26 protein-coding genes and 1 pseudogene are annotated in these 17,428 nt (G+C 39.2%); all 27 read right to left on the reverse strand.

What is annotated here, in order from left to right; translation table 11 throughout:
- Positions 1-30 precede the first annotated feature (30 nt).
- Positions 31-600, reverse strand: a complete 570-nt coding sequence (locus tag BM377_RS01020; RefSeq protein WP_092242394.1) for a hypothetical protein — start codon at positions 598-600, stop codon at positions 31-33.
- A complete protein-coding gene (locus BM377_RS01025) occupies positions 600-1,496 on the reverse strand; it encodes a GH25 family lysozyme (RefSeq protein WP_092242398.1) in 897 nt (298 codons plus the stop codon). The genes BM377_RS01020 and BM377_RS01025 overlap by 1 nt, the downstream gene beginning before the upstream one ends.
- Before the next feature lie 9 nt (positions 1,497-1,505).
- A complete protein-coding gene (locus BM377_RS16470) occupies positions 1,506-2,240 on the reverse strand; it encodes a peptidoglycan-binding domain-containing protein (protein ID WP_242948058.1) in 735 nt (244 codons plus the stop codon).
- A 71-nt stretch (positions 2,241-2,311) separates the two neighbouring features.
- Complete coding sequence (locus BM377_RS01035) at positions 2,312-2,644, reverse strand: hypothetical protein (protein ID WP_092242402.1); 333 nt, start codon at positions 2,642-2,644, stop codon at positions 2,312-2,314.
- Positions 2,645-2,655: 11 nt separating this feature from the next.
- On the reverse strand, positions 2,656-3,087 hold the full coding sequence (locus tag BM377_RS01040; protein WP_092242405.1) for a hypothetical protein: 432 nt from the start codon (positions 3,085-3,087) through the stop codon (positions 2,656-2,658).
- A gap of 12 nt (positions 3,088-3,099) precedes the next feature.
- Entirely contained in the window at positions 3,100-3,909 is an 810-nt protein-coding gene (locus BM377_RS01045; RefSeq protein WP_092242406.1) for a hypothetical protein, read from the reverse strand.
- Between the two features lie 56 nt (positions 3,910-3,965).
- Positions 3,966-4,184 (reverse strand): hypothetical protein, encoded by a 219-nt coding sequence (locus tag BM377_RS01050; protein ID WP_242948059.1) that lies wholly within the window; start codon positions 4,182-4,184, stop codon positions 3,966-3,968.
- A 7-nt stretch (positions 4,185-4,191) separates the two neighbouring features.
- The gene (locus BM377_RS01055) at positions 4,192-4,614 is read right to left on the reverse strand and encodes a hypothetical protein (protein ID WP_092242407.1); all 423 of its coding nucleotides are present in this window, start codon (positions 4,612-4,614) and stop codon (positions 4,192-4,194) included.
- 6 nt (positions 4,615-4,620) lie between these two features.
- Positions 4,621-4,992 carry a hypothetical protein gene (locus BM377_RS01060; RefSeq protein WP_092242410.1) on the reverse strand — a complete coding sequence of 124 codons (372 nt, stop codon included), beginning with the start codon at positions 4,990-4,992 and terminating at the stop codon, positions 4,621-4,623.
- 58 nt (positions 4,993-5,050) lie between these two features.
- On the reverse strand, positions 5,051-5,254 hold the full coding sequence (locus BM377_RS01065) for a hypothetical protein (protein ID WP_092242412.1): 204 nt from the start codon (positions 5,252-5,254) through the stop codon (positions 5,051-5,053).
- Between the two features lie 92 nt (positions 5,255-5,346).
- Positions 5,347-5,847, reverse strand: coding sequence for a hypothetical protein (locus BM377_RS01070; protein WP_092242413.1), 501 nt, complete (start codon positions 5,845-5,847; stop codon positions 5,347-5,349).
- A gap of 14 nt (positions 5,848-5,861) precedes the next feature.
- Positions 5,862-6,218 carry a hypothetical protein gene (locus tag BM377_RS01075; RefSeq protein WP_092242414.1) on the reverse strand — a complete coding sequence of 119 codons (357 nt, stop codon included), beginning with the start codon at positions 6,216-6,218 and terminating at the stop codon, positions 5,862-5,864.
- A 12-nt stretch (positions 6,219-6,230) separates the two neighbouring features.
- A complete protein-coding gene (locus tag BM377_RS01080) occupies positions 6,231-6,590 on the reverse strand; it encodes a hypothetical protein (RefSeq protein ID WP_092242416.1) in 360 nt (119 codons plus the stop codon).
- A gap of 12 nt (positions 6,591-6,602) precedes the next feature.
- Positions 6,603-7,370, reverse strand: a complete 768-nt coding sequence (locus BM377_RS01085; RefSeq protein WP_092242419.1) for a hypothetical protein — start codon at positions 7,368-7,370, stop codon at positions 6,603-6,605.
- Between the two features lie 13 nt (positions 7,371-7,383).
- Positions 7,384-9,003, reverse strand: a complete 1,620-nt coding sequence (locus tag BM377_RS01090) for a hypothetical protein (RefSeq protein WP_092242422.1) — start codon at positions 9,001-9,003, stop codon at positions 7,384-7,386.
- Positions 9,004-9,438: 435 nt separating this feature from the next.
- A pseudogene (locus BM377_RS01100) lies at positions 9,439-9,936 on the reverse strand (RNA-guided endonuclease InsQ/TnpB family protein); the annotation flags it as partial.
- A gap of 65 nt (positions 9,937-10,001) precedes the next feature.
- Complete coding sequence (locus BM377_RS01105; protein WP_092242425.1) at positions 10,002-10,391, reverse strand: hypothetical protein; 390 nt, start codon at positions 10,389-10,391, stop codon at positions 10,002-10,004.
- A gap of 11 nt (positions 10,392-10,402) precedes the next feature.
- Entirely contained in the window at positions 10,403-10,855 is a 453-nt protein-coding gene (locus tag BM377_RS01110; protein WP_092242427.1) for a hypothetical protein, read from the reverse strand.
- A gap of 51 nt (positions 10,856-10,906) precedes the next feature.
- Positions 10,907-11,215, reverse strand: coding sequence for a hypothetical protein (locus BM377_RS01115; RefSeq protein WP_092242430.1), 309 nt, complete (start codon positions 11,213-11,215; stop codon positions 10,907-10,909).
- A 3-nt stretch (positions 11,216-11,218) separates the two neighbouring features.
- A complete protein-coding gene (locus tag BM377_RS01120) occupies positions 11,219-11,557 on the reverse strand; it encodes a hypothetical protein (protein WP_092242433.1) in 339 nt (112 codons plus the stop codon).
- 193 nt (positions 11,558-11,750) lie between these two features.
- Complete coding sequence (locus BM377_RS01125; protein ID WP_092242437.1) at positions 11,751-12,911, reverse strand: RNA-guided endonuclease InsQ/TnpB family protein; 1,161 nt, start codon at positions 12,909-12,911, stop codon at positions 11,751-11,753.
- Positions 12,874-13,497, reverse strand: a complete 624-nt coding sequence (locus tag BM377_RS01130; RefSeq protein WP_177223765.1) for an IS607 family transposase — start codon at positions 13,495-13,497, stop codon at positions 12,874-12,876. Before BM377_RS01130 ends, BM377_RS01125 begins: the two co-directional genes overlap by 38 nt.
- A 96-nt stretch (positions 13,498-13,593) precedes the next feature.
- A complete protein-coding gene (locus tag BM377_RS01135) occupies positions 13,594-13,881 on the reverse strand; it encodes a hypothetical protein (RefSeq protein WP_092242442.1) in 288 nt (95 codons plus the stop codon).
- Between the two features lie 21 nt (positions 13,882-13,902).
- On the reverse strand, positions 13,903-14,106 hold the full coding sequence (locus tag BM377_RS01140; protein WP_092242444.1) for a hypothetical protein: 204 nt from the start codon (positions 14,104-14,106) through the stop codon (positions 13,903-13,905).
- Between the two features lie 15 nt (positions 14,107-14,121).
- On the reverse strand, positions 14,122-14,667 hold the full coding sequence (locus BM377_RS01145) for a hypothetical protein (protein ID WP_092242445.1): 546 nt from the start codon (positions 14,665-14,667) through the stop codon (positions 14,122-14,124).
- A gap of 15 nt (positions 14,668-14,682) precedes the next feature.
- The gene (locus BM377_RS01150; RefSeq protein WP_092242446.1) at positions 14,683-15,351 is read right to left on the reverse strand and encodes a hypothetical protein; all 669 of its coding nucleotides are present in this window, start codon (positions 15,349-15,351) and stop codon (positions 14,683-14,685) included.
- A 2-nt stretch (positions 15,352-15,353) separates the two neighbouring features.
- Positions 15,354-17,414 (reverse strand): hypothetical protein, encoded by a 2,061-nt coding sequence (locus BM377_RS01155; protein ID WP_092242448.1) that lies wholly within the window; start codon positions 17,412-17,414, stop codon positions 15,354-15,356.
- Positions 17,415-17,428 lie beyond the last annotated feature (14 nt).

Here is a 17,428-nt window from a genome sequence, read left to right on the forward strand (position 1 = left end):
AAGATGATTCTTAAGTCATCCCTATCTTAATCAACTACCAAGTCTTAACTCAGCATCCCTTCTTCGTGCTTCTTCATCTGACACGACCGAAAGTTTTGCTACATATTCCATTGCTTTCTTACAATGACCATTCCCTCCTAATGAGGAATATGGTTTATACATTGAATCAAGCGTAGCCTGTTCTTTTATTGTTATTGCGCCCCTCATGGCTATCTTGTCTGTGGTTGAAATGATCTTGTCGTGAGATAGCCCCAACAATGATTCTGCCATTAGTTCTTGTTTATCAGACATTTTCTGTATACTATCCGTGATCTTAGTATCGTTGTCTGTTAATTTAACAATGGCATCTTTTAATTCTTTAAAGTCTTTCTGGTAAGCAACATTCATCTGTTCAATAATGGTCTTGCTTTCCTTATGTCTTAGCTCCCCCGTCCCCTCACGTTCATTCAGCTCTTTTTGGAATTCTTTCCGCAATTCTTCGTATTTATCATTTTTTAAGTCTTCTGCTTTCTTATCCTTTCTGTTTACAAAGAATTGAATTATACCACTTCCAAGAAGAACTCCAAGAAGCGAACAAAATGCTGTAACAATAATTTCCATTACATTAAACCTCCGGTTATAAGTTTTCTCCATGTTTCTTCATCGCAAACTCCCGTCTGCTTTAACCCTTTATATCCTTGATATCTTATAAGCGCCGACTGCGTGAGTGGTCCAAACTTACCATCGGGGGTGAGTGGTTTTCGGACTTCCTTGCCATTAACCATTACTATGGCTGTTTTAAACCTGTTCTTTAATAGCAGTTCCTGCATCCTCTTGACTTCGGGACCACTATCTCCGTACCGTAATACGGGCAACTTATCAACAACATCGTCGATTGAATCTTTTTCGACCTTTATGTACCATTCATTTACATCAACATTCCCCTTGATCCCCTCAACGATGCAAGTAGAAGAGTACTGCCAGCCATATAACGTGTTGTCAATAGCAGGTTTCTTTAATATATTGATGGGTGTTTTTATCGTAATCGTATTCTTAGATGGATATCTGGCTATCCAAAAAGGAATATCAGACATCTTTGAAGAATACTTCTTAAGATAAGAGTTATAAAAAGACAGTCCGGTATACACACCAAACTGTCTTCCACTACCACGTATTATTTCTCTGTAGGCTAATATAATATCTAAGAGTCTATCACCTAATCCCATTTGACATTTATCTTCGATATCTAGCCATATCATTGGTCTTCTTTCTCCGAGGATTTCCAAGACTTTCCTCGCGTCTATCTTCGCTTTTTCTACCGTGGTAGCGTAGCTGTAATTATACACTCCCTGTATAATTATTTGTGCTTTTTGGCCCTCGTTCCAATTAGTTTCAAACATTTTATCCGGGGTAAGATCTTTTCGCATGACTTTTAAGACAACAAATTCAACGCCATTATCTTTAACTTTACGCCAGTCTATATCCCCTTGATAGGAAGAAACGTCTATTCCTCGCATTTCATCACCTCACTTTCTTAATATTTCTCTTGTCTTAGGTCCTACTATTCCGTCAGCTTCAAGGTTATTCGCCTTCTGGAATGTTACGGTTGCATTGTGGCTTTTGGGACCAAACTCACCGTCAACTTCATTCCATTCAAGATAACCTTTACAAGCCAATTGCCATTGAACCCATTTAGCGCCATCTCCCTTAGAGCCTTTTTTAATCAACGTAGTTGGCTCCTTGTAAGGATTAGACACTTCAACAACCATTACAGTATGAGCACCGGGCTTTACAAGAATGTCTCCGCGCTTTAAGAACATATCTGTCTTTAAGTACTTTGCATCTGTTAAAGGTTCAAAGTATCCCGTGTCAAGAAAAGTCTTGACCATAGTTGATGTAGTGGGAGCGTTAGAAGTGTAGTTAAGTTGAGGTATTCCGCCAATTATATAACAAGCGGTCACAAAAGCAGAACAATCGGTTTCACAGAAACCTATTTTATTCACGTCAAAATTATGTTTTTTAAGCTCATTATAAAGCGTATTCCGTTGATTTTGGTCATACCCTACCTTATTTGATTTTGCAAGCGATATGGCAGCCTGAATAGCTTTTTCGGCTATCTGAGGGTCCTTAGGTCTTAATACATACGACCAAGGCTTTGAATACCAACTTCTTGTACAGACTTCTTTGCCTGTCTGGTCGCCTGCAGCACCGCCTTTTATCTTTCTGTTTTCATCACAGCTTGCGTGAACTATTGTACTCATTAGGATCTCCTTTCTTAGAAATATCTATATATAAAAATGACAGGGTGATTAAACCCTGCCATTCCTTATTCTCAAAGTTGATTCATTACTTTTCGGATAATCTCTCTTTCCTTATCCGACTGAGCGTTGTTGTATAAGTTCTCAAGTTCAGTCATAGGACTTCCGGTTCTACTGTATGAACGCTCGTATCTTCCTCTCATTGAATTTCCGTTGTCATAATTGGCGTAGCTTCTATCTCTTCCGCTATAGCCAACCGACTCCATAGCTTCAACTTCTTTGATGTCTTTTATAATATCTACTGCCATATCCAACATCTCTAAGCTGGCAGGAGATAAGTCTTTTTTGACAGTGCTCTCGATTTCATCAAGGAGTCTGTCACATAACATATCTAATGTTTTATCCATATTTGCCTCCTTCATGCCAGTTTATTTACGGTCAGACTTGCATTCTGTACACTTAATGCCTGTGTGCTTGTATTCCTTACAGAAACGCTTGCACAACATCCATTAGGAACAAGAATGTCGGTAGTATCATTGATGTGCGTAAATGCCTCTGTTGCCGTAGGAGTTTCTATTGCTGTGCTAGTCGGAAGGGCTTCACCATTCAAAGATATTGCCAATGAGATTGGCTCAACGGTTCCGTCTGCCGGGATAGCAACGTTCGCACTATAGGAAACCCTATATGTAGAAAATCTACGGTTTGAATTTCCTCTTAGGGTTACAAGCCCAGAGTCTTCTCTGTGCATTACTGAACCATAAGGATAGGGATAAGGCACTGCCGCATTATCATAGATGATGTCATTATTTGCTGCTACGGTCTGTAAAGCATTTGCCGTAAAAGTTGCCATGCCATCACCTCCTTAAGCTATGCCATAACTGCCATAGTTAAAGCCATAACCGTAACCATAAGGGTTTGGTACCGTGTATGAAGGGACGGGATAAGGACTTACCCTGTTTACAATGTACTGTGTCTGCGCGGTGTTATCAGCAATAAGTTGTGCTGTCTGAGCAGACTGTGAAGCTGCAAGGTTCTGCATATTAAGCTGAGTCCTAAGGTTTGCTATCTCAGAATTTTTCGCTTCAATTTCTTGCTGACACATTCTGTCGAGAATAGCCTGCGTATTCGCTGTCTGATTTGTGATAATATCTCTGATACCATCTGAAAGAGCAGCACGGTCGGCACAATTTTCTGTCGCAATCGCGTATTTAAGGTCACAACAGCAGTTCTGCCTATTAGCTTCATTCTGCATAAGTGTAGCGTTGAGATTGTTAGCTGCATTATTTACAGCTGTGACCGTATCAAAGCGGTCATTAGCAATTGCGTTTGTGATTGCATTCTGTCCCTGCACAAGACTCATAGTCTGGTTGCACTGTGACACGGCTGCATCACTAAAGCCGTTTGTAAGAGCGGACTGAATACCGCTAAGTCCTGACATTATTGCAGACTGATCAAAGCCACGCTGCACAGTAGCGTCAGTATTATTGTTCAGAATGTATGGAGTAGCTCCACCGCCATATCCGCCATTTCCGCCCCATCCTCCGGCAAAAATAAAGAGGAAAAGAACGATAAGCCAAAGGCCGGAATCTCCACCGAATCCAAAACCGCCACCATTACCTGTAGCAGCAGCTATATCAGACAAAGAATATCCTGAACCATCGGTTAAACTCATATATTTGTTCTCCTTTTGAATGTATTTTTACATTCCTTGCGCAAGGAGTAGTAAACTTATTTTATGAACTGTTGGAATTGCTTCGCCAACTGAACATACTGATTAAGTTGAGCTTGAGAGATTTTTCCAGAGTTAAGCATCTGTTGAAGTTGCTGTTGCGGATCCCCCTTAAAGGAACTCTTAAACTCATTGAATTGTTTCATCATCTGCATTACATTGCCGAACGGTCCGCTAGGCTGTGAATTTCCAAGCATGTTATAAATAGAATTTGCCATACGAACCTCACTTTCTAGTTGTGGTCTTAGGAGAAGATAACGAATCTATTTTCTTCTCTATGTCCGTTGCAACCTTTTTAAGTTCTTCTTTTGTCACATATCCGCTAAGGTCAATCTCGGGAGCCTCGTTTGTCTGTTCGGGAACTTGAGCTGCTTGTGGTTGAGGATTCTGTGCAATAACACGCTCTGAATAATCAAACACCCTTATACTTGGCATTCCGCTTTGGTCTGCCGATTTGATATAAAAAGCGTTCTCGTTAGAATCCATAAGCAATATGCTTGTTCCATTAGACACAGGGTAAGCCTTCGCTGAGCTCACCCCGTCTACCCAAGTAATTCCGCTTTGCTGCGGAGCTTGCTGTGATTGAAACTGAGAATAATTTTGCTGAGGATAATATTGCTGATAAGTTGCAGGGAAATAGTTTTGCATAATACCTTACCTTTTGAAATAGAATATCGGGACTTCATTGCCGGAATCCCATGCGTCAAAGTAATTCCCGTCAATAACTGCAATCACATGATTGCCTGTTGCTAAGATATATTCACCATAAGGATGATCTCTGCAAAAGTCCTTGACGGTGTAACAGTTAGGGCAGGTATCTGGGATAATGTATCTCTTGAACCCATTGTTCTTAAGAAAGTTACCCCAGACTTCGTTGCTGGATATAATATCGCAATCTTTTAAGCCCTGTTCGGTAAGTTCCACGTATGCTTGTTTCCATGTTATCCCTAAAATTTTTGATATTGCCCTTATAACGCAATCTCCGGTGGACCTTTTACATGGATTTGAATTAAATTCTACATACATTTCTTACCTCTTTCTTTAAGGTAATGATATATAAAAAGAAGCCTTTAGACGATGCCATCTAAAAGCCTCTTTCCTGCAATTTTAATGTAATTTTCTTGACAATTCTGTGCACTTGGCGAGGAGACATTGAAAATTCTTCACTTAATGGTTCTATGCAGATACCATCAATGAGCCGTCTTTTCATAAGCTTTCTGTCTCTCTCCGAAAGTACCCATTCATCAATAAGATTTTCTATTTCCGTGCGAGATAATGTAGTAGTCATGATTCCCTCCCAAGCTATACTTTTCTCTAACAATAGCACAGAAGAGAAGAGCATAACCAAAGTAGAGGATGAATCATAAAGTAGCGGTCGAATTAAGCACTTACAACAGTAGACGTAACTAATGCCGTAAGGACATCAAGCTTAGTATTTAAGTCATTGATTGTTTCTTGCATTACAGAAAGCTGTGCGTTAACGTTTGTTGCAAGTTCATAATTATCCCAAGGCTTTACCTCAAAAGAAGCACTCTTACTTCTTAAGACCTGACGTTCCGGTGCACTTGAATTATCAGTGTTGGTATAAGAGAATTCAAGCCATATCTCTACTTTGCCAGCAATGTCTGTAATAGCAGTAGTAACAGGCAGAACAAACTCTAAGAAGTTTTCTTTATCACTGTCTACAGACTCAAGTATCTCTGAATACACACTGTTACCAGAATCTTTGTAAAACAGATTAGCAGAAAACTTAGACATGTCGCTGTCTTCGTATATTGTTGGAACGTAGATCTTTAATTTATCTACCAGATTTTCTCCCTGCATTATCGTGCTAAGAGAGTTAATCTGTAATGATTTATCATATTTTAACTGTATTACCATATTAACCCTCCCCCTTAAGCATCTAAACTGTAAAAATGTTTTGCTGTAATAGAAACATACTGAGGAGCAAATCTTGCAACTATCCAACCAGAAACAGTGCTGCCAGAGAAACTTATGCCGGCAACGCCTCCTGACCATTCACCGTCTCCATCGTCTTTTTGGCACGTTGCATCAACAATCGCGTCAACCCTCCATGGGAAAGTGACACTAAAACGGTTATCACTTACATAAGCATTGCGAACGTCTTGTGTAGATCCACGAGCTTTTTGAGCGGCCCTTCCAGCTGGCAAGCCTCTACTTTTTCCGTTGGCATATCCAGCAGTATATCCTTCATCGTAGTGGTTTTTTCCACCACATCTATAAAATGGCATATAGTACCTCCTTTAATCATTTGCGTGATATTGTCGCCCTGTGATTGACACGTTCCATCCTTGAGAAAAAGCACCATCAACATCATAATGAACGGTATTAGTTCCATTGATATAGATACCCGCAAAGCCATGTCTTCCGCCATTAACATCGGTTAGAGAGGCACTTACAATAGCATCCACTCTAGAGATATTGGGGATTGTTACAGTTTTTTCCCATTCATTAACATTAGACGCTGTATACGTTCCATCCACATATCCACTATTTCTCTTTTCGGCCTTACCCTGATTGTAACCATCGGTATATCCTGCAGCATCGCCTGCAGTATATCCTTCATCATAGTGGTTTTTTCCACCACATCTATAAAATGCCATGTATTTACCTCCTTATGATGTCGCCTTAACGTACTGAATGGTGAATGCTTCAACATTCCAAGTAATGCCACAAGACCTTACGTCACAATGTCCATCCCTTAACCATGTTATAAAGTTATACAAAGGATTGTTGAATGAACTGCTAGTGTATAAGGTTATTCCAATCAGTTTGTCCATACTGTAATCACTTAGATTAAAGAGTGTTACAAACGTATCACGTGTCAAACTTACTGGACTATTTAACTGGACACTCTTTTGCCAAATCGGGCTTCCATCAATCCAAGTTCCTACAATCTTTTCTGTAGTGCTGTAATCTGTATCATTTCCTATGGATATTGGTGAGTCTGCTGTTTTGGTGTAAGTAATTGTCAGATAAAGTGTGTTATTATTCATCCATGAAGAATCACTTGTTATGTACTGAATTTTTCCAGACTCATACCTAAATTCAAGATAAGCCGAACCACTGTTGTATGGTGCGGAGTAGTTTTGAGTCCCATCTGTAGCATATCCACTAAACCTTACAATATTCACACCAGACATTGTTTCTAAGTCTGTCCAAGAACCTGATGTATTGCTAAAAGTTTTAGTCAAATTCTTCTGATACAATGGCTTCCCGTCTATCCACTGTCCTATCATTCTCTCATCAGTAGAGTACATATCGCCTTTACTGAATTTATTAGCTAATATCTCTGGCATACCGCCCAAATAAGGAAGTATATGCTCATAGAAATCAGCTAGGTCTTGTTTTGTTACTACTCTTTCTGGATTTTGTACGTTCATTTCCTATACCTCCTTAATCTGTTGTCTTGGTGTATTCCAAACATAATATAATACGATTTACGGCTGTCCAATTTGTTGAACCTACGTATAGCTGAACGTAAGATGGGTCAAATACGCCTAAATGCACAAAAGTGGTATCATCATACTGAGCTGGTATCGTTACACTACTGTTCGTACCCACAACTTGTGCTCTGCCCCATGCTATTCTAATCGGAGTATCTATATTCTGAATATCTAAATTGATTTGAATAAGTCCTGTAAATGCATTAGAAAGGTCTTGAATGACTACTTTCCTATAAATCGGCTTACCATCTATCCACTCACCAACTATCTGTTCCTCTGTGCTATATTTATGTAGTCTCGCAGGAATACTTGGTAATGGTGTTACTACATCATCCATATCCCCACTCTGTAAGTTATTTGTGGAAATAACATCTTCTGCTGAGATGTTTATTCCGTCACCTGCGGTATATCCACCACCGCCGCCTCCACCGCCTTGCTGTACGTTCTGCGGTTGCCATGAATATGAACTATTCTGTTCTATGCATTTATAGAAATATCCGTTGGTATAAGATACTGTGGTGGCTCCGATGTACTGAACTATTGTTCCAACATTATCTGCTGAAGCTGTTGGCATTGATGTGTACTGCATGCGTTTCTGATAGTCTGTTTCGTCTACAGTGCCGTCATTCTTTAACAATCCGGCTGTGAGAGATGTACTTACTTTGTCTGCAAGTTCACTCTTATTTTCACCTGCAAGTGTATTGATTGCTGACAATGCGTCTTCAACAGTTGTTTTTTCTGTTCCATCTACATTGAGGGGTGTCGATAATGTCTTTTCCTGAAATGCTGATGTGTCGATACTTACACCTTTTTGGAGCTGAAATTTGTACGTATCATCTGTTGCTCTGTTTACTACCGCATTGTTGCCTGCTTCAATAGTCTGTCCGGCACCGCCAAACCAATTAGCATCAGTTTCGCCGGAATCAGTGATAAGATACACATTTCCAATATTCTCTGCTATAAGAAGTGCACTTGTTAATTCTGCTACTGTCTTTTCACCTGCAGGGTGGAATGCACCACTAAGCATTGCTGACATAGCACGATATACTGATGCAGATGTGGGAATGTCTTCGTTGTCAGGGCTAACATAAGTAGTTATTGATTTCATTGAAGCATCGCCAAGTGTTTCCCATTCAAGATCATAATCGGTTCCGCTTTTCTTTGTTACGACCTGACCTGCCAATCCACCAGTAGGGATACCGATACCCATGTCGCCTTTATCACCTTTTTCACCTTTGTCACCGGGCGTACCTTTTTCACCTTTTGTACCCCTGTCACCTTTATCACCTTTATCGCCCTTGTCACCTTTATCACCTTTAACAGTAGGAACAAGACCTGCGTCATCAGTTGTTCCGTCTGAGAAAGTAACAATAAGATGATTGCTCTGATTTACAGCGAGTCCTGTTACAGAAACGCCGTCTTCGGGTTCTCTGAACTGATATGACAGATGTTGTCCGTCTGAAGTATCAAACTCAAGGAGTCCGGTATCTGAAATGGTGTAGTTAGATACACCAGCTACAATAGCTTCTGTTAACGCTTTACTGAGTACATAAGCTTCTTCGCCTTGCATTTACCGTCACCTCCTTTACAACATCGTCCATACATCGCTAGAGTTAAGAATGTAATAAGTTGCAGGATTCAATACCATACATGTGCTTCCTTTTTGGACTTTCTGGCACGAGATAACGTCGTCGCCCTGCTGAACCCCTTCTTTAGAAGAAGTAGGAAGGTTCTTGACATCAGCTTGCGCATCTGCTTGAAAAGCCCTGCAACCGTCACGCATATCATTATTATTTGGATTTATCCAATACATGTCGTCCTGCCACTCAAAATGTATTTAAATATACTCAAACACATCGAGAAATTGAAGTCCTCACGGATACTTCTTACTGTTTCAACGTGCATGCTTTGGCGATCTTTTACAATACGCTACTCACAAGTTCTTGTACACTCCACAGTCGTAAATTCCCGAAATAGCCTTCGGTACATACTTACGTTTGCCTGATTATGCAACTTCGTAAGTTACAGCATCTCTGAGGTTTAGACTTGCATTGAAATCCCTGTCTTCGACATAACCACAATTACAGCGATATATTCTATCTGAAAGTTTTAAATCTTTCTTAATACTACCGCAGCAGTGACATATCTTAGATGATGGGTACCATCTATCTACAATCCTCAATTCAATACTATTATCATCACATTTAGCTTTTAACTTGGTTCTAAATTCATAGAATTTTTGCGATGCAACAGCTTTTGAAAGATGCCTGTTCTTCATCATTCCTGATACATTCAAATCCTCAATAGTTATATAAGATGGTTTGGTTTTCACTATCTCAGCTATTGTTTTATTGATGTAATCAGTACGGATATTGTCTATCTTGTGATGAAGCTTCTGTACTTTAAGCCTTTGTTTTTGTATATTTTTCTGAGTGGACTCTCCTTTCTTTATATTTACATACTTACGCGAGAGACTCCTTTGTTCTCTACGCAGTTGTTTTTCAAATTACTTAAAGTATTCTCCTTATAAGAAAAGGAGAGGATAAAACCTCTCCGTCAATAGTTATGTTAATTTTTCTTGCGTTTTGAGCGAGTCTTTGTCTCTTCTGCAGGTTCCTCGGCGGCTTCTTCCACAGCATCTACTATAGGCTCTGTAGTTGCTTCGGTTGCCACCTCTATAGTAGGCTCGGGAATAAACACTTCCTCAAACCAAATGTCATCCGGTTCATCAGTAAGAGTGAAAGTACAGCCGTCATCTTCCTGATGGTAGAGGTATTTGTGGTCACTAAAATCGCTCATTACGCTATTGTTATTTTCATTAAGTTCGTGAAATCCCGAAGCTATCAAAGAGTTTACGTCAGCAACAGGATTTGCAACGGTTACTATAACCCTGTGTCCTTCAAGCTGAACATCAGCATTTATAAGGGCATCGTTTGATAAGAATTTTATTACTGCCATAATATCCCTCCTTACAGCTCGAAGTAATGCACTTTGATTGTTGCAGCCTGAGAGATGGCTTTAAACGTAATCGTAAGCTTTGTTCCGCTCAAAGTCATTCCGGTAGGATCAAGCCCAAACACAGAAGAGTAAATATCAAAGTGTGTGTTTGCATTAAAGTTTGAATTTGTAAACGAGATAGAAGTAGCATTGGCAGCAAGGGTTCCCGATACATACTGAGATACCTTTTTGTTAATGTTTGATACTGTTGTTGCGTCTGCAGCATAACCCGGAGTAGTAACAGAGGTTGACGTTGTAATACCGTTGATTGCGCCGACCTTCTCCTGAGCTGTTGCACCATCGTCAAATTGCACATCAGAGGCATGAGTCCAAAAAGACAGCCTGTTCCAGATGAATGATCCGATGGTATTGTCTGCAAGAACCTTGTAGTCTCTATGCAAAACATTATTTATAATCGAGGCCATAAATTTCTCCCTTCAATTAAAAAGGAGAGGACTAAGCCTCTCCGTTAATAGTTATGTCCAACAGTAACCAACAGGAACTCCCGTTGGCTCTGTATTTGTGTATGATACTAATTCTGGTTTTTCCACGTCATAGACAAGATAATTCTCAAGAGCAATAAGCCTTTCTTCAAGCATGTTTAATAACCAAGCACCATAAAAAGTAACGTCCTGTGCATTGATATACTCAGCTGCATCTGTGTATGCGCTTACATTTATCATGCCGTTATACTTATCCATGATAGGAAGCTTGTCGATTGATATATCTTGAAAGAAATATCTATCATCTATGAGGTTTGGAAAGACCGTATTATATTCTTTCATACCTTACACCTCGTATTCTCCAAGCCAAACATCACCAACAACAGAGCTGTTGTCGGGTTCAGCACCTTGATAAAAGATCTGTTGTTTCTTGGCTTTAGCGTATATTTCAACGTTTCTTGTTTCTTCGTCGATAGTATTAAGGTATTCACTTCCCAGAACATAAGGTCCAAGTTCAGCTTTATGTACGCTAATATATTCAGCAGCACGAGAGTATTCTCCCTGTGACTGCAGAATCTTTATCTGGTTGATGACGTTCGCAATAGAATCATCCGCATCTCTGAACTGATGACGGGTCAAAATCTGATCTGGGAAGGAACTGTATTCATGAGTATAACTCGCCATACAAACCTGCCACTCAAAATGTATTTAAATATACTCAAACACATCGAGAAATTGAAGTCCTCACGGATACTTCTTACTGTTTCAACGTGCATGCTTTGGCGATCTTTTACAATACGCTACTCACAAGTTCTTGTACACTCCACAGTCGTAAATTCCTGCGATAGCCCACAGTACATACTTACGTTTGCTTTAGTTATGCAATTTCGTAAGTTTTGGCATCTCTAAGATTTAGGCTTGCATTAAAATCTCTATCTTCAACATAACCGCAGTCACATCGATAAATTCTATCTGAAAGTTTTAAATCTTTCTTGATATTACCGCAGCAATGGCATATTTTTGATGATGGATACCATCTGTCTACAATCCTAAGTTCAATACCGTTATCATCACATTTAGTCTTTAACTTAGTTCTAAATTCATAAAACTTCTGCGATGAAACAGCTTTTGAAAGATGCCTGTTCTTCATCATTCCCGACACATTCAAGTCCTCAATAGTTATATAAGACGGTTTGGTGTTCACTATCTCAGCTATTGTCTTATTGATGTAATTAGTACGGATATTGTTTATCTTATGATGAAGCTTCTGTACTTTGAGCTTTTGTTTTTGTATATTTTTTTGTGTGGACTCTCCTTTCTTTAAATTTTCATACTTGCGTGATAGACACCTTTGTTCTCTACGCAGTTGTTTTTCAATTTTTCTTAATCTTGCTGACTTATTGATATTCTTGTATGTTTTCCCATTTGAAACAATCGCCAAATCTTTTAAGCCTAAGTCAATCCCTATGCCATCATTGCTATTATTGGCAATCTTGACATCAGGAATTTCAACAAGAACTGATACGTAGTATCTGTCTGCTTTGATGGATACTGTACCGCTTTTGATTTTCCATCCGTCTTTAGTTGTAGGTATATAACCTTTTTCTTTAAGACGCACCCAACCTAAAGTCGGTATGTTTAGTCTATGTCTTTCGCAGCGACAATCCTTTGGATTGTTCTTTACAAAATACATTTTTACATCTGACTTGCCTTTCTTTTTGAAATTTGGAAAAGCACTCTGATGTTTGAAAAACCTTGTAAAAGCAGTGTATCCATCTTCAATAGATTTCTTTACGGCTTTTGAATATGCTTCCTTAATCCATACTTTGTCAGGGTTATTAGGAATATATTCATTATTAAGCCATACACTAAAACTCTTGCCTGTCATGAACTTCTCACCCTTGTCATGTAAGCTTTTGTTATGACCAAGATAGAAGTTGTAGACATATCTACAAGTACCAATAGTCTTACTGATTTTAACTTTTTGCTCGGCTGTCGGATTAATTTCCGTCTTGAAGCTCTTTAGCAATTTCCTTATCCCTTTCTATTTGTTTTTTATACTTGCGAAGTCCATACAACCTACAAGAAAACACATGGAGTATTGAAACAATATCCTGTACTAGTTCTTCTTGTGGTGATAGATCTTCATTGTTTACTACCACTATGGTCGTATTGAACTTCATACAGAATTTTTCAAACCAATCATAGCCAAAACGGATAAATCTGTCTTTATGCGCTACTATGATAGTTTTGATTTTTTGTTCCATAACTTCATCTAATAGTTCATTCCACTTTTTACGGTTGTAATTTAGACCACTTCCATAATCTTCAATACATTGGTCTACAATAATACCTCTAGCATTGCAAAAATGCCGTAAAAAAGATACCTGATTATGTAAGTCATCTTTTTGATTTCTTGTAGACACTCTGGCATAAATAACAATCTGACGATTATCATTTTCTATGTTTATACCTTTAAACTGAAGATATTGGTCATAAGTATAATAACGCCTATCAGTTGGAGTTCGGTTCGCCTTTAGAGTTCCTTCCCTATCCCATCGCTGCAATGTCTTAACGGAAACACCCAATAGTTCGGCGAAATCTTTTGGCTTGTAATTTGTGATATTTGATGTGTTCATAATAACTTACTCCTTCGAGTACATTTAAACACATTTAATCACATTGGTCAATATCTTAGGTTGCTTAACATTTCTCCTTAATTATCCTTTAAGCTGCTCCAAAGTCTGAACAATCTTATCATATCCGAGCATTGAACCCATCCAGATACAAATTGCCATAAGAGCAATATAGATAACATTCACTGCTGTAAAAGGAATGCTCATAAGCACATAGGCACATACCATTCCAAGGATACCTACAATAATCGCATTGGCAAGCGCCAAGATATTACTTGAAACATTAGGGAATGCTTTCTTTGTTGCCTGTGTTAAAAGAGATGCGAACAAACTTCCTATAGTGAATAGATAAATAAACATTTCTACTGTCATAATTTAATATTTCCTTTCTTTTTACTTCTTGATAAATTCTTTGCAGCCATCAACCACATCTAAATTATCATCAAGAGTGGCGACAATACCGCTTGTAGTAGCAGTATCAGCATATAGAAGTCTACAAGTGTCGTGGAATGCCTGTTTTGCTTTTGCTTTTTGGTCGTCTGCCCAAGATGACCTGATAACTAAATTTCCATTTACTTTCTGAACTACATCATACATTTTTTCGTCCTCCTTTTAACTTACCGAGATTGTTATGTTCGTACTTTGTGTTAATGTGTCAAAAGATACTGTTACCCTGTCTGATACTCTGTTCACAGAATAGCTTCCGTTGTAGTTATCAAAGAATACTGAAATATTACCCTCTGGCACATTGTAGAAAGTTTTTTCACTCTCATTAAAATATGCTGTTGCGCTGTCTACATAGGGTGTCAATTCTTCTATCGCCTCAGAATGCTCGTTTTGAACCTGCTGCATATCTGACACAACGTTACTTAAATCATTTAATCGCTGCTCATAGTCAGTATTCAGAAGTTCCAACGAAACAACTCTTCCATCACTTACATCATACATGGAAGCGGCATTTAAACGGTCATATCCGCGATATATAGCAACCTGCTCATCATTCTCATACACTTTGATTTCTTCGGCACTTAAAGCATCCTCAACTATCTCATCCACTGTATAATCACCTTTGAGGATCGTTGCCTGAAAATACAATGAGATGATATTTTCATGGTCTACCAATGGATAACTGATTTCATTGAATTTTACTGTTCTCACTATCAAATACCTCCTTTAGGTTAATTTACACCATGCAACCGAATGCCACTGACCTGAACCTCCACTAGGCGCAACAACGGTAATTGTTGAACTCGTTGCTTTTACAAGTAGCAATACAGATATTGAGTAATTATCTGATGACCTATGAACAGCATAAGCACACCATTTGTTTAATAAGGCAGTTCCATTAGTAACGGATGGCATTGCAGAGCTATTTGTGTTTAGATACGTTGAAGTAATTGCGTATATACATCCACTTGTGGCAGAAAAACTGCATGTCTTATTACTACTTTCTACCAGACCGTTATTCTTATTACTCGGTGCGCCATCTGCCTTGCCTTTATTATAGACATTAGTTGCTGTGACGTATCGATAGGTATTTGTTACTCCAAGGTCTTTTTGTCCACCTGTGTCATTTGCGGGAAATGTATATGTGCCTGAATTTGTGTTAGGGACGCTATTTGTATTCACATATCTATATGCGTTGGTTGCACCCATGTCTATAGAAGCGGCTCTTGTTGTGGGAGTATAAGTTTCCGTGTTACTGTTCGGAACACCCGTAGTATCCAGATATCTGTTGTTGCTATTTGCTCCCATGTCAATGTTTGCCGCTCTAGTAGTTGCTGTATATGTTCCTGTTGGTGGTGTACTTCCACCACCGCCACTTAAATCGAAATATGCCATAGTTATAACTCCCTTATAAGTACTGCTACATCTAAATCAGCAGCTTGCTCTGGAAATGTTACTGTTACTGTGTTACCACTTTGACTTGCAGAAGTTGGAGGAACCCATCTTTTAGGTGCAATCTTGATGAGGCAATCGTCCGTGATTCTATCATCTGTAAAAGTAAGTGAAGTAGAACCCGCTGTAAGTGTTTGTTTTAATACTGTTTCTGTGAGCTGACGGTTGGTTTTGGCGTATGGTGCGTTATCATACTGTTTTACATCCGCAGGTTGTACCATTGGGAATATCGTGTAATCTTGTTCTTGAAAGCCTCGGTATAATTTCAAATAGAAAAAGACCTCGGTATCATTTGCTAACGTGAAATCATCTAACCAATCAGCGTTGGCTATTAAATTATGGTTTCCATCATATATATTTATGCCTACGCCTGATTGCTGTTCTTCTTGATCAACTACTAATTCATATTTGCCTTTAGGAAGAACCGTTGAAGATATCAATGTTTCTTCACTCTGTCCGCAACTTCCGTCAATAGTAATGCTTCCGTCACTATTAAAAGTAACATCAGCGTGGTCTACCTGCTCTGGTTCAAGTCCGGGTTTAGGCGGTAATAAATTTTTCGAGCCTAAAAAATTAAGAATAGAATCAAGCCTCGGGTTGATATTGTTTACATCGACAGTTAATTGCTTATTGGTTTTAGCAAAGGCAACAAAATTTTTATCCTCGATATTATAAGGAATGCAAGTGGGCCAAATTCTTTCTCCGTCGCACCAATTCTGTTCATCAAAACCTATTCCAAACCATACATCTTGTTCGCTATCGAGAGTAAATGATGAGTCTGTGTCGCTGTGCGCCACTACATAACCATTTACCTCTGCGTACAACCAAACACCTTCGGCATCTTCATTGTTTATTGATATAGTGTATCTTCCTTTTGGCAACTTGTTATATGTATAAGTATATGTGGGCTGACCTGAACCCTCTTGTCCCGAAATATACGCACTCCCATCTTCTCTAAAGGTGACAGTCATATTGTCTATTTCAACTTGCATCTCACCTGTTTTTGGTGGGACAAGGTTCTTTGCTCCTAAGATGTTTACAACATCAGCCATTTCCTCTGAGGAAACATCACCACCACCGCCTTGTGAACGGATAACTCCGTTCGCATCAACTGTAATAGTAGTTCCATCGGGCTTTACAATGCCTGCTGCCTGTGCTGTGGCATAGTCTGTGTCTGTAATAAAGTCAGAGGTATCAACAAATCCCGCAAGAACATCATAATAATATGTAGGGACTGCAACTAACTCGTAGTAGGTTTTTCCGCTTACAGGTGAAGTGTCTTCTGTGGGAATATAGTCTGTTCCGTCAAGTTCATACAATCCCATTTCAGAAGGGTTATCACCTTCTTCAACCGTTGCTGTTTCGTAAGACTCTTCATCTTTTTCGATAATAACAACGTTTGTGCCTGCCGGATAATCTTTACCAGCACCTTCAACGAAGTCAGCAGTAGTAGTAAAATCATCCTTGATGTTATAAACGTGTCCTTCTCTCGATGCAGCAAGTGCAGGGAGATCAGCAAAGAAGACTGAACCACTTGCCTTATATGTTACTGAAAGCTTTTCATCAACATAATCTCTAAGGTCACTCTCAGCACCTTGCGCTCTGGTTACCTCGTTTGTGATCTGCGTTGATAAAGTTGACTCAACGCCTGTCGCTCTTGTCACTTCTGCAGAAACCTCTCCTGCAGCAGTTGTGATTCTGTCGGACAATGCGCCTTCTGCATTCGTTGCTCTTGTAGCCTCAGCTGCGACCGCCGAAGCGATATACTGAGACTGAGGAGTGCTTACGGGTTTTACAGAGTCTGCTGTATTATTTACATTGCCAAGTCCCACCTGAGCAGCAGTGACTCCATGTGGGTTATTAACATTATTTGCATGTGAACTGATTGCATCAGCGTTTGTTTTTAACTGACCGTCAATCACTGTATTGTTTGCATTTACAATACTTACATCGTATCTCTCAGCCGGTATTGGCAAGCCGAGATGATAATTTTGTGTATAATTCATATTTGCCTCCTTCG

Origin of the sequence: Butyrivibrio sp. INlla21 (assembly GCF_900116875.1) — a bacterium.
In the GTDB taxonomy this organism is placed as follows: Bacteria; Bacillota; Clostridia; order Lachnospirales; family Lachnospiraceae; genus Butyrivibrio.